Raw genomic sequence first — 11971 nt, forward strand, 5'->3', positions numbered from 1 at the left:
CCGGCAGACTGTTCCTTCGGCATACCTGCATCCTCGTTTCCAAGGTCAGGAGCCTCCAACATTTCCAGGGCGATTCAATGTGTCGGTGCGGCCGGACCCGGCCGCGCTGGACGCTGCCGCTGGGCTGCGCCCTGCTGCGGCATCATTGCGGCATGCGAGTGATGCCACTGCACGACAGCCGCGCCCGCGCCGAACGCGCTTTCCAACTTCGGTCCATCGGTTGGTCTTGGAACCGGATTGCAACCGAACTTGGGTACGCGTCGCACGGCGCAGCTCAGACCGCGGTGAAACGGCACCAGGAGCGCAACGGCCCGGAAGCTGCCGACTCGTCGCGGCAATCGTTGATCGAGTCGGCGCGCATCACCGCCGCGGTTTTGTTCGACCGGTTCGCGGCGGCGTCCCACCGGGAAGACGACAAGACGTTGGCGCTGCTGAACGGTGAGATCGCGCGCAACCGCGACCAGCTGGCGAAGCTGACCGGCGCATATATGCCGGCTCAGGTTAATGTCACGACCGCGGACGATGTGAAACGCTTGCGCGACGAATTCTACGAATTGCGCGGGCTGCCCACTGCTGCCGGGCCGCAGTTGACGTGAGTGTGGCCCGCGTCCTGTCACCCTTTGATCGACGAGAGTGACTGGGATAGGCCATGGTTAGGACATTCTGCGCGGCCGCAGTGGCGGTACCTGCGGTGACGGCGGCGTGGCCCCCACACTAGCGGGGTGATGAACGGCAACCAATGCCATTGACCGACCCGCGGTTCACGAATCGCCGACCCGACACTTATCCACCACCTGTGCGCGAAGGCGCAACGCCTGCCGTCAAGGGGATCACCGCGACCGACATTGCGAAGATCTTGGGCGCCTCTCTCACGCCACCGTCTACAGCTACTTGGCGCCGACCGTTAAGCACACTGGTTGACAGGCCTGCTGGGAGGACTGGATGGTGCAACCGCTCGGCCGAGGATGTGGCGGCGATGCGATCAGCGTGGGCGCAGTCCGGAGAACACGACATCGTGAATGGTGCGCGTCAGCAGATCCTCGACGAGTGGTTCGCCGGTGACGAGGTAGGTCAGAGCGGTGATGGTGACGGCGCCGAAAAGGGCTGTGGCCGCGGCCCTGGCGTCGGCTACCGCGGCCAAGGAACCGTCGGCGGCGCCGGCGTGCAGCAGCACCTCCACGGGTTCCAGATAGGCGGTGCCGATTTTGTCTGCGATGACCGGCATCCGCGCCGCCCGGCCGAGTTCACCGATCAGGGCGCGGCAGGAGGCGGGTCGCTGAGCCATCACGCGCAGCTGGGCCGCGATGACGCGGTGCAGTCGGTCGGCACCGCTGCCGCCGCCGCCGTCGGCCACAGTGGCGACCTCTTTTGCGATCTCGTGCAGGACGTCTTCGAGTAGAAACGCCAGGATGTCTTCCTTGCCGGCGAAGTAGTAGTACAGCGTCGCCTTGGGGACCCCCGTCGCCGCGGCGACGTCTTCGATTTTGGTGTCGTTAAGTCCGCGCTCGGCGAACAGCGCCGCAGCCGCGGATAGGCGGTCGGCGATTTGTGGCGGAACCTCACGCATTGACACCCCTGTCAATTAGACTTGCAGTCTAAACCACTGTTCTATACGCGGCGGGAGAGGCAATGACGACTGCGCAGCTTCACTACGACCCGTTCGATACGAACATCCAGGACGACCCGTACCCCGTCTATCGGAAGTTGCGCGATGAGGCGCCGGTGTTTCGGGCGGAGACTGCGAATACCTGGGTGCTCAGCCGCCACGAGGACGTGATTGCTGCCCTGCTCGATCACCAGACCTATTCCTCGGTCAATGGGGTGTTTCCGACGCCGCCGGACGCGCCGTTTTTGGAGTCGTTTCTACCGATGATGATCTTGATGGATCCGCCGCGACACGATCAGTTGCGCGGTTTGGTCAGCAAGGCGTTCACCCCGCGGCGGATTGCGGCCCTGGAGACCGGTATCGACGAGTTGGCGGCGGCATTGGCTGAGCAGGTCATGCACAGCGCGGGTCGTGCGGACTTTGTTGCCGATTTCGCCGGGATCCTGCCGGCCATGGTGATTGCCGACCTGTTGGGGATACCGCGGGAAGATCGTCAGCAGTTTCGGCAGTGGTCGAGCACGTTGATTCAGTCCAATCCCGCACACGGTGAGGTGGCCGAAGGCCTGGCGGCCGCGGCCGCGGTCTATGCGTATTTCGCGGATTTCCTTGCCGATCGGCGCAAGGCGCCGCGCGATGATTTGATGTCGGCGTTGGTGGCCGCCGAGGTCGACGGTCAGCGCCTCAGCGACGACGAGTTGCTTGGGTTCTGCTTGCTACTGCTGATAGCTGGTCATGAGACGACGACCAACCTGCTGGCCAACGCCGCGGTGGTGTTGGCCGGGCACCCCCGGAGCCGACGCCGGTTGGCCGCCGACCCGACACTGATCGGGCAGGCGGTCGAGGAGCTGTTGCGTTATGACTCACCGGTGCAGGGACTGTCGCGGGTGTTGACCACAGATGTGGCACTGCACGGGGCCACAATGTCGCAGGGCGATTCGGTACTGTTGCTGTTCGGGTCAGCCAATCGCGACGAGCGGGTGTTCGCCCGCCCGGACGTGTTCGACATTGACCGCAAGCCCGAACACCAGGTGGCCTTCGGCCGCGGTATCCACTTCTGTCTGGGAGCTGCGCTCGCCCGTCTAGAGGCCCGAATTGTATTGGGCGCATTGCTGTCACGGTTGCCGGACTGGGCAGTCGATGTCGACTCGGCGGTGCGTCTTCGCTCGGGGCCGATTCGCGGTTACCTGTCGCTGCCCATCATGTGGCCGGCGAGCTAGCCGCTTTGCGACGCGGCGCCTTCTTCGGTCGCGCCGGCGCAGGCGTTGACGCCGTAAGAGGATCACTGCTCCTCGTGCGGTGGGCGGCGAGGAAGTCGTCAACGATCTGTGTGCAGTCGTGGTGAGTCATGTTGCGCAGCCCGGTCATTCGGGCGAACGCCAGCGGCCCGACAAGCTGGCAAAGCGCCAGTTCGACGTCGAAGTCTTCGAGTTCGGCTCGAGCCTGCGCACTCTGCAGTAGCGCATCGAACGGTTGTCGGTACTGGTCGATGACACGGGTGCGCAGCGCGCCGGCTGCGTGCCGCTCATCGGTGTCGCTGCTGGTGCCCGTGGGTCCCAGCGCGAGCCATGCCAGGGTGGTGACGTGCAGCGGGGCGTCGTTGAACAGGGTGGCTTGACGGCTGAGCAACTCGATCAGCTGCTCACGCAACGGGCCACTGGTCGGCGGCGGGGCGGTGACCTGCGGCAGTAGCCGCTCGAATGTGGCAGCCAGGAGATGCGATGAGCTTTTGAAATGGCGATACAGCGTGGTGCGGGCAACCTTGGATGCTTTGGTGACAGCATCGATGGTAACGGCCTCGACGCCTCCGGTGCTCAGAAGTGTTGCGGCAGCGTCCAATAACCGGTTGCGTGACCGGATCCGCCGCGGGTCGATGTCGTCATCATCGTGCAGGGATGGCTGACTGCTGTCGCTCACGGGTCACCTCGGCGGTCGATTCAGGCGATGTCGCGCCCAGTAGTCTAGCAGTTGTGGTACCAAGAGTATCGCAGCGAAACTAGATGTACCGGGAGCGTCCTCGTGCCAGAAAGTGCAGTGCCGTCAGAACGGCTACCTTCGCACACCCCGACGTGCATGGGGTGCGGCCCGGCGAATCCGCACGGCCTGCATTTGGAGGTCCACCGCAGTGCGGATTCGGTGTATGCCGATGTCACGTTCGACGAGCGTCACATTGGAGCCCCGGGCTTGGTGCATGGTGGGGCGGTGGCAGCCGCCTGCGATGACGTGCTGGGCTTCACGCTGTGGATCGCCGGAACGCCAGCGGTGACGCGCACTTTGACGGTTGAGTACCTGCAGCCAGTGCCGTTGCATCAGCTCCACCGGATCACCGCGCACATCAGCGCCCGTGAGGGGCGGGCGCTGCACATTGCGGCGGCCGGGACCTGCGAGGGGGTCACCCGGTTCACCGCGAGCGCAGTGTTCGTTGTGGTCGACACCGCGCATTTCGCCGCTCACGGCGACGTCAGCGGTTTCGGTGAGATCTTCGAGCAGTTCTCGCGCCGCAGCGGCGTCAATGGTCAAACGCCATGACTGTCGCCAGCACTCGCGTGAGCAGCGAACCCGCACAGAACCAGGGCAGTTCGGCTTCCGACCAGGCCCACGCAGCTCGGGTGCCGCGTTCGCGTGCCTCAGCGCGTCGCCGCGAGGCGATCATGGATGCCGCGCTGGCTGTTGCTGCCACGGGCGGTTACGACGCGGTCCACATGCGGACAGTCGCCGAGCGAGCAGGTATCGCCGTGGGCACGCTATACCGCTATTACCAAGCCAAAACCCACCTGCTGGTGGCAGCGCTGACCCGAGAATTTCAGCGCCTCGACGTCTCCGGCGACTGGTCAAGCGGTGCCGGCACACCGCAACAGCGATTGGATCGATTGACCGCCCACCTACACGACCGGTGGCAGCGCGACCCGCTGCTGACCGACGCCATGACCCGGGCCTTCGCCGTCGCAGACACCCGCGCCGCTGCGGAGCTCGACCGCGCCGCCGCAACGATTGAAATCTTGCTGGCCCGCACCCTCCGGGGTGGCGAGCCGACACCGGCAGATCTGTGTCTCGCCGGCGTCATATCCGACATCTGGCTGGCCAACCTCGTTGCCTTCATCAGCGGGCGCGTGCCGGCAGCCGATACCCGCGATCGCATCGACCGGGCCACCCGCAGAGTCATAAACAAGGTGACCCCAAACGCAACCGCACCGTAACGCTACTCCTGGTATCGCAGCGATACCTGCCGTACTCTTCAGGTACGGCTCAACGATGCGTCGAAGGAGAAGGCCATGTACACCCAATGGATTGAAGACTGTGTCGTGCAACGTGTCTCCGTGCGCGACGGCTTGATGCTGGACCTCGACGACTACAACGAGGTTGTGATCTGGCGCCCCTTGCTGCTCACCCTGCCCGCAGTCGATAGATTTCTCACCGAGACGGTGCAGATCAACCCCTTGAAGATCTCGGTGTACGAGCGCCCGCTGCTGGATCTGGCCGGCGCTGTGTGCACCCAGGCCTGGTCTGGTGACGACGGAGGTCTGCATCTGGCCTTCTCCCGTGGCCACCGCATCGACGTCGATCCTGACGAGCAGAGCACCGCATGGGAGCTGTACGGCAAGCGACATGGATACATGGCTTGCCTACCTCATGGGCGAGTCCGCGTGGTCAGGCATGACATCCCCGACGACGACGACGCCAACATCGTGAACCGACGCTAGGCCCGCTCCGGCTGACGCCGGCCAACTGCGAGCCACTTCGCTACATACTGTAGCGTAGCGATACTGCTAGTATCGTCCGACCAGGGGAGGTTCGGTGACCGACCGCATGACAGGCTCCTCGACACCTGCCACCCCAACTCGCCGGCGTGACAGCCCTTCCGCCGATCCCGCACACAGCCGCGAATACAGCGCCCGACTGGCAGCGCTGGGCCGCTTCACAGTGCGGCACAAAGCCTTAACCATCGGGGTGTGGATCGGCGCCGCCATCATCCTGGCGCTGCTGTTTCCCCAGCTGGAAACGGTGGTGCGGCAGCAGTCGGTGGATCTGATTCCGCGCGACGCCCCGTCGCTGCAAACGGTGGAGCGGATGAGCACAGCCTTCGGCGAACAAGGCTCGAAAACCATGCTGTTTGTGGCCATGGAAGACCCTGCCGGGCTGACCCCGGCGGCCCAGCAGCGCTACGACCGCCTTCTGGAGCGACTGCGCGCTGACAGTCAGCACGTGCTGCTGGTGCAGGATCTGCTGGCCGATCCGGCCACGAAAACCCAAGCCGTCAGCGCCGACGGCAAATCGTGGTATCTGCCAGTGGGAGTGACCGGCACGCTGGGTGACCCCACGGCAGCCGAGTCAGTCAAGGCGGTGCGTGGCATCACCGCCGAAGTGTTCAGCGACTCCACCACCACCGCGCACGTCACCGGACCGCCGGCGACGTTCAGCGACATGATCGCCTCCGCCGAGCACGATCTGCTGTTGATCTCGATCGCCACCGCCGCCATGATCGCGCTGATCCTGCTGATCGTCTACCGGTCGGTGTTCACCGCACTGCTGCCTCTGCTGGTCATCGGGCTGAGCCTGGCCGTCGGGCGCGGCGTCCTGTCCGCGCTGGGCGAGATGGGCATGCCGGTCTCGCAATTCACCGTCGCGTTCATGACCGCGATCCTGCTCGGCGCCGGCACCGACTACACCGTGTTCCTGATCAGCCGCTACCACGAGCAGCGCCGCGCCCAGGTACCGGCCGAGCAGGCCATCATCCACGCCACCGCCAGCATCGGTCGCGTCATCCTGGCCTCCGCCGCCACCGTCGCACTGGCGTTCCTGGCCATGGTGTTCGCTCGTTTGAGCGTGTTCGCCGCCCTAGGCCCCGCATGCGCCATCGCGGTCCTGTTCGGCTTCCTGGCCACAGTCACCCTGCTACCGCCCGTGCTGGCGTTGGCCGCTAAACGCGGCATCGGTGAACCCAAATCCGATCGCACCCGTCGTTACTGGAACAGTGTCGCCGTCGCGGTGGTGCGCCGGCCGGTGCCACTACTGATCGTCAGCCTCGTCATCCTGCTCGCGCTGTCCGCGGTGGCCGCGACCATCAAAATCAGCTACGACGACCGCAAAGGCCAACCTGCCACCACCGCCAGCAACCAGGGCTACCAACTGTTGGACCGCCACTTCCGCAAAGACGCCGTCATCACCGAATTCCTCGTCGTCGAGAACCCCACCGACATGCGCACCGGCAAGGGACTGGCCGACCTCGACGAAATGGCCTCCCGCGTCTCCCAGGTTCCCGGTGTCACCAAAGTCTCCGGAGTCACCCGCCCCACCGGGGAACGCCTCGATCAAGCGCAACTGGCCTGGCAAAACGGTCAGATCGGAGACAAGATGGCCGGCGCAGTCGCCGACGGCAACGCCCGCCGCGACGAGCTCACCAAACTCACCGACGGCGCCGACCAACTCGCTGGCGGACTGGCCCAACTCGACACCACCGTACGCACCGCCCTAGCCCCCCTGGCCGGAATCCTCACTCAAGCCCAATCCGCCGGCACTCAGGTCAACCAGTTCCGACCACTGCTGCAACAACTTTCGGCCACCGCACCTGCGGTCGATCAGGCCATCCAATCCGGCCCCGGCCTGCGACCACTGGCCGACCAGGCACAACACGCCATCACCACGTTAGAGCCCCTCGTGGGTGCCCTCAACACCTCGCCGTGGTGTGCCACCACACCCCAATGCGCCCAGATCCGCGACCAAGTACAGATCCTGATCACACTGCGCAACAGCGGATTCTTCACCCAGATCGCCGACCTCGGCGACCGCTACAACCCCGCCAGCAATGCCACCGTCGCCGGCACCCTCACCACCGTCCAGAACGCCGTCACCTCACTGGACAACGCCTTCGGGGCGCTGGGAAACCCCGCTGACCTGGCTGGCAACCTGCGCCGCCTCCAAGACGGGATCGGCCAACTCGCCTCAGGCGCCCAAGCACTGGCCACCGGTGTGCGCACCCTGGCCGACAGCAACATCGAAATGCTTTCAGGGATGAGCCAGATCGCCACCCAGCTACAGAACTCCGCACGCGCTGCCCAGGACTCCGACTCATCGAGCGGTTTCTACCTACCCGCCAACGCCTTCGAGAACCGCCAATTCACCGACGTCGCCGAACAATTCCTCTCACCAGACGGCAAAACAGCACGGTTCATGATCGAAAGCAGCCACGACCCCTACAGCGTCGACGCCATGGACCTCGCCAACCGCATCACCACCACCGCCAACAACGCGCGACCCAACACCTCACTGGCCGACGCCACCGTCTCTGTCGCCGGCTTCCCAGCCGTCAACTCCGACATCCAACGGCTCCTGTGGGCAGACTTCGCCCAACTGGCCCTGGCCACCACCGTCATTGTCGGCATCATCCTGGTGCTGCTGCTACGCGCACTACTGGCACCGATCTACCTTCTCGGCACCGTCCTGCTCAACTACCTCGCCTCGATCGGATTCGGCGTCCTGATATTCCAATGGGCCCTCGGACACGAAATCGCCTGGCCCGTACCACTGTTGGCATTCATCATCCTCGTCGCCGTCGGCGCCGACTACAACATGCTGCTCGTTTCCCGGCTGCGCGAAGAATCCGGAAGTAACATCCGCGTCGGAGTCCTACGCACCGTCGCCAACACCGGCGCCGTCATCACCTCCGCCGGCCTCATCTTCGCCGCCAGCATGTTCGGCCTCATGGTCGGCTCAGTGGCCATCATGATCCAAGCCGGCCTCATCATCGGCTTCGGTCTACTGCTCGACACCTTCCTTGTGCGCACCCTCACCGTGCCCGCCATCGCCACACTCCTACGCGAAGCCAGCTGGTGGCCACAACGCCCCTCACGACGTCAACCAGCCATCCAGCCGGCCCCTGCGGGCGTACGCCCATGACGAAAATTTTCGCCATTCTCGCCTTCACGATCGGTATCTCGATCACGACCGCGCCGACAGCCCTTGGAGATCAAGACAGCTACCTGCAGCGAATAGAACCTAAAATGGCACACCTGACCCGCGCCCAGATACTGACCGAAGGCCAGAAAGTCTGCCGCTTCATCCGCAGCGGCCACCCCTCGTCCGATGCCGTCCCCATGGTCATCGAAGACCTCGCCATCTCGGTACCCGCAGCAGTCGATCTCATCATCGCTGCCGTCGTCGAACTCGGCTGCTGAAATAGTTCGTGGCGGCCAGCTTTAGCCCTGCGGAAGACTTACCGCTGGAGCGTAAATGGCCGAGCCCGCGGCACTCTGTGCTGGCTGCCGACCCTCGGGCGAGCGCGTGTAGGAGTCGCCCGACTCTTGTTAATTACCGCTTGGGCGCAGAACTTCGGAACGGTCGAGCACGTCATTTCGATCGCCGCTGCATGCACCGGGCGCAGGCGGCTCAGAAAGTCCAGCCTTGGGCCTCGATGTACTCCATGAGGTTGAGACACGGCACGGCGAGATCGCCGCATACGTCGGGGATACGCGGCTTGTCCAGATTGCCGGTGGCGGTCTCCTCGGTGACGATGGTGCCGTTGCGCACCATCGCCAGCGCGATCACGAATGGGTCTGCGGCGCTGCGCCTTCCGCCCTGGCTGACCAGCCGGGGGTGCACGTTGAGAATCTGGGTGGCGCTCTGCTGTATCGGCAATTCGAGCGGCATGAACAGGTCGCCCTGCGCGTCGGCCCACTGCCGCGCGTCGTCGTCACGTCTGGCGAGTTCGCGCTGCACCTCGTCCACCGACCTGATCTGACCGTCGGGGATCGCGCCCTCGATCTGCACCCACAGCGTTTGAAACACGGTGGGCCGGAACAGGTCGCGCCGCCCGTTGAGGATGGCGCTGGTATCGAAGGAGTAGAACTCGTCGGTCAAACCACGCTCCGCAGCTCCGCCGACTCAGCCAGGCGAGGAATCTGGCTCACCTTCGCGTCCAGGTAGATCGCGGCGGTGTTGCTGTCGATGACGCGGCGGCGGTGGGCGTCGGTGACCGCGCGCACGTACGCCTTGCCGAGGTCGCGCGCCGTGCTGCGATACCAGTTGCCGCCCGACGCGCGATTGCGGTCTGCCTCGTCGTCGTGGGCGGCGATGAACTCCGCACGCCGTTGCCGGTACAGGTCGACCGGCACCAGCCCCAGCGTGGACAGCCGCCGGAGGAACGCCTCGGCGCTCACACCGAACTGCGCGGCGACCGGGCGCAGTGTGTCGTAGGTCCACGACGCCGGGATGTCGCTGCGAGCGATGACCTCCGGCCTTGCGCGCACTTCGGCGGCGGGCATCAGTACGGCGGCGGCGATGGCGTTGCACCGCGCCTCCAGCGTCCTGTTGGCGGTGCGTGGCCGGTCGTCGGTCACCACGTCGCACAGCCCCTCGGTGTGCAGCACCAGGTGGACGAACTCATGCAGCAGCGAGAACAGGCGCGGGCGTGGGTAGTCGCCGCCGTTGAGCACGATCACCGGCAGCACGTTGAAGTAGAGCGACATGCCGCGCATCTCGTCCACGGCCACCTTGCCGCCGCGCGTCGCCAGCACCAGCACGCCGGACGCCTCGATGGCAGACACCCACGCATTCAGGTGCTCGTAGGGACTGGGGGAGTTGGGCGGGATGGGCAGCGGTCCGACCTCGATCAGGGCCGCGCGGATGCGGGCAGCGATCTCGGCGTCGCTGTCGTCCGCCGACACCGCGACGCGCCAGGCGTCGGGAAGCTCGCGCTCCTCGGTCTCGGCCAGCTCCAGGGCGAAGTCGCGTTGTGTGTGGGCGCGCCGAAACTCCTCATGTAGATCGGGAGACCAGCGCGCGGCGTCGGCACCTTCGAGCCGCCGGAAATCGCGCAGGGTGTCGTATCCCTCCGGCGGTGCCGACAGAAAGAACACAGCCAGCGAACGCTTGTAGACCTCGGCAGCCTTGCGCAGTTGCGCGATGGTCGGCACCGCTGTGCCCGCCTCCCAGGCCGCGACCCGGTCGTCGGGCAGGTTGAGCTTGCGCGACGCCGCGACCTCGATCAGACCGCACGACTCGCGCGCCCAGCGGAGCACCGAAGGCTCTACCGGAGCGGGGATGGACGGCATGATCACGATGATGCACCACCCCCACCCACAAGCCGGACTGGACTGGCCGAATACCGACTCAGCGGTCGAGCCGGGAGAACCGGTCGGCGAACGCAGGGTGCTTGTGCAGCGGTCTCCGCCGGTCGAGCGCCGTCGATCCCTTGGACAGCTGGTCAATCGTGCTGTTCAGCCAGGCGGTGTCGATGGGGAACGCGCGGCCCGGCTTCCAGCGGTATAGGCGCTGCTCTCCGCCGATCGTCGCCGGTCGCGCGTGAAGAACGTCGTTGCGCATGGTCGCGGCTTCGCCAAGCACACGACCGGCCTCCTCCACATACGCCCGCACGTCGTCGTCGCCGATCGCGCCTACTGCCTTGCTCAGCGTCCCGGCGATCTGGCCGGTGGACTTGCCCGCCAGCGCCGACGTCGTGAGGTCGGGTGGAAGGTGCTGCGCCAGGCCCGGCAGGTCGCCCAGGATGGTCCACTCCAGGGAGCTGACCATGTAGGCCACCTGGCCGATCAGGGTCAGGTAGTCGTCCTCGGGCAGAGCGACGCGTGCAGTTCTAGCCATGGGACCACTGTGCCCGCATCCACCAACAACGACGAACACCCGTTCGGTGTGTCCTAGCCGTGTCCTAATACTCTCGATTACGGGCAAACGCGCACTAGACAAACCGACACAATGAGCGCCCCGCCGACGTGGACAAATCCGTACGGGTTGGACGCCGAGACACGGGCCAGCACATACTGTTTCACCCTGGCAGTGTGGGGGTCAGGGGTTCGAGTCCCCTTAGCTCCACTTTTGGAAGCCCGCTTCGGCCTTTGGTTGGGGCGGGCTTTCGTCGCTTCTGGGGGTGCTCATCGGCGCGGGCCTGCTGATTCCGCGCGGCCTGGTGATCCAGGTGGACCCGGGCTTCCTCGCGCCGGCCGTCAGGCCGCCTGGTCTCCTGGGGGCGCTGGTCCGCCGGGTTCGCTGGATCCGTCAATTGACACCGCGACACCTGATTCGGCTTCGGTCGGATTGGTATACGTTTCGGTTTGAGCGCCTTGGTTAGCCCCGGCGGGCTCGGCGTTTGCGAGCGGGCTCGCGATTTCGTCGGCAGTGTCGTTGTCGTCGCCGGGCTCGGCACCCGACGCCGTGTCTTCGTCGGCTATTTCGGTTTCGTTCGCGGGCCCTGCGGCGCCCATTTCCGCTTGGGCTATCTGGGTGCCGGTGGCGGGCTTTGCCTCATCGGACTCCGATTCGACATGCGACCTCGAGTCCTCTGCGGGTTCGGGCGAAGTGGCGGTGTCGTTGTGGCTGCGGGTTTCCTGCTCGTCGGGTGGGCGCAGGAGTCGTTCGGGT

Annotated in this window: 12 protein-coding genes and 1 pseudogene; 7 read left to right on the forward strand and 6 right to left on the reverse strand. The window is 65.4% G+C overall.

Translation table 11 applies throughout. From position 1 onward, the window contains the following. A partial coding sequence (locus AU192_RS19255; protein WP_165593323.1) for a hypothetical protein occupies positions 1-596 on the forward strand: 596 nt, incomplete at its 5' end. A 386-nt stretch (positions 597-982) separates the two neighbouring features. On the opposite strand, the gene AU192_RS19260 is transcribed toward AU192_RS19255, so the two are convergent. Beyond that, complete coding sequence (locus tag AU192_RS19260; RefSeq protein WP_064399094.1) at positions 983-1567, reverse strand: TetR/AcrR family transcriptional regulator; 585 nt, start codon at positions 1565-1567, stop codon at positions 983-985. Between the two features lie 62 nt (positions 1568-1629). Here AU192_RS19260 and AU192_RS19265 point away from each other — a divergent pair, with 62 nt between their 5' ends. After that, positions 1630-2823, forward strand: coding sequence for a cytochrome P450 (locus AU192_RS19265; RefSeq protein ID WP_064399096.1), 1194 nt, complete (start codon positions 1630-1632; stop codon positions 2821-2823). On the opposite strand, the gene AU192_RS19270 is transcribed toward AU192_RS19265, so the two are convergent. After that, complete coding sequence (locus tag AU192_RS19270; RefSeq protein ID WP_064399097.1) at positions 2804-3520, reverse strand: TetR/AcrR family transcriptional regulator; 717 nt, start codon at positions 3518-3520, stop codon at positions 2804-2806. The two genes, AU192_RS19265 and AU192_RS19270, sit on opposite strands and share 20 nt — an antisense overlap. Before the next feature lie 102 nt (positions 3521-3622). Here AU192_RS19270 and AU192_RS19275 point away from each other — a divergent pair, with 102 nt between their 5' ends. The 5 genes from AU192_RS19275 (at position 3623) to AU192_RS19295 (ending at position 8775) form a co-directional block, all read left to right on the forward strand. Further along, positions 3623-4132: a PaaI family thioesterase gene (locus AU192_RS19275; protein WP_064399099.1), complete on the forward strand. Its 510-nt coding sequence runs from the start codon at positions 3623-3625 to the stop codon at positions 4130-4132. After that, on the forward strand, positions 4129-4800 hold the full coding sequence (locus AU192_RS19280) for a TetR/AcrR family transcriptional regulator (protein ID WP_064399100.1): 672 nt from the start codon (positions 4129-4131) through the stop codon (positions 4798-4800). The genes AU192_RS19275 and AU192_RS19280 overlap by 4 nt, the downstream gene beginning before the upstream one ends. 75 nt (positions 4801-4875) lie before the next feature. Next, positions 4876-5304 carry a DUF6188 family protein gene (locus AU192_RS19285; RefSeq protein WP_064399102.1) on the forward strand — a complete coding sequence of 143 codons (429 nt, stop codon included), beginning with the start codon at positions 4876-4878 and terminating at the stop codon, positions 5302-5304. 106 nt (positions 5305-5410) lie between these two features. Continuing rightward, positions 5411-8497, forward strand: a complete 3087-nt coding sequence (locus tag AU192_RS19290; RefSeq protein WP_174522759.1) for an MMPL/RND family transporter — start codon at positions 5411-5413, stop codon at positions 8495-8497. After that, entirely contained in the window at positions 8494-8775 is a 282-nt protein-coding gene (locus AU192_RS19295; RefSeq protein WP_064399106.1) for a hypothetical protein, read from the forward strand. Before AU192_RS19290 ends, AU192_RS19295 begins: the two co-directional genes overlap by 4 nt. Before the next feature lie 211 nt (positions 8776-8986). Here AU192_RS19295 and AU192_RS19300 read toward each other — a convergent pair whose 3' ends face one another. The 4 genes and pseudogenes from AU192_RS19300 to AU192_RS25830 all read right to left on the reverse strand — a co-directional run. Next, a complete protein-coding gene (locus AU192_RS19300; RefSeq protein ID WP_064399107.1) occupies positions 8987-9457 on the reverse strand; it encodes a DUF4411 family protein in 471 nt (156 codons plus the stop codon). Beyond that, positions 9454-10650, reverse strand: coding sequence for an XRE family transcriptional regulator (locus AU192_RS19305; protein WP_064399111.1), 1197 nt, complete (start codon positions 10648-10650; stop codon positions 9454-9456). The genes AU192_RS19300 and AU192_RS19305 overlap by 4 nt, the downstream gene beginning before the upstream one ends. 58 nt (positions 10651-10708) lie before the next feature. Then, on the reverse strand, positions 10709-11197 hold the full coding sequence (locus AU192_RS19310; RefSeq protein ID WP_064399109.1) for a hypothetical protein: 489 nt from the start codon (positions 11195-11197) through the stop codon (positions 10709-10711). Positions 11198-11556: 359 nt separating this feature from the next. Further along, a pseudogene (locus AU192_RS25830) lies at positions 11557-11971 on the reverse strand (hypothetical protein); the annotation flags it as partial.

Source organism: Mycobacterium lehmannii (assembly GCF_001499925.1).
GTDB lineage: Bacteria > Actinomycetota > Actinomycetes > Mycobacteriales > Mycobacteriaceae > Mycobacterium > Mycobacterium lehmannii.

Coding starts and splice junctions, on each gene's coding strand:
- AU192_RS19260 (WP_064399094.1), bottom strand. CDS start 1,567: ATGCGTGAGGTTCCGCCACAAATCGCCGACCGCCTATCCGCGGCTGCG.
- AU192_RS19265 (WP_064399096.1), top strand. CDS start 1,630: ATGACGACTGCGCAGCTTCACTACGACCCGTTCGATACGAACATCCAG.
- AU192_RS19280 (WP_064399100.1), top strand. CDS start 4,129: ATGACTGTCGCCAGCACTCGCGTGAGCAGCGAACCCGCACAGAACCAG.
- AU192_RS19285 (WP_064399102.1), top strand. CDS start 4,876: ATGTACACCCAATGGATTGAAGACTGTGTCGTGCAACGTGTCTCCGTG.
- AU192_RS19290 (WP_174522759.1), top strand. CDS start 5,411: ATGACAGGCTCCTCGACACCTGCCACCCCAACTCGCCGGCGTGACAGC.
- AU192_RS19295 (WP_064399106.1), top strand. CDS start 8,494: ATGACGAAAATTTTCGCCATTCTCGCCTTCACGATCGGTATCTCGATC.
- AU192_RS19305 (WP_064399111.1), bottom strand. CDS start 10,650: ATGCCGTCCATCCCCGCTCCGGTAGAGCCTTCGGTGCTCCGCTGGGCG.
- AU192_RS19310 (WP_064399109.1), bottom strand. CDS start 11,197: ATGGCTAGAACTGCACGCGTCGCTCTGCCCGAGGACGACTACCTGACC.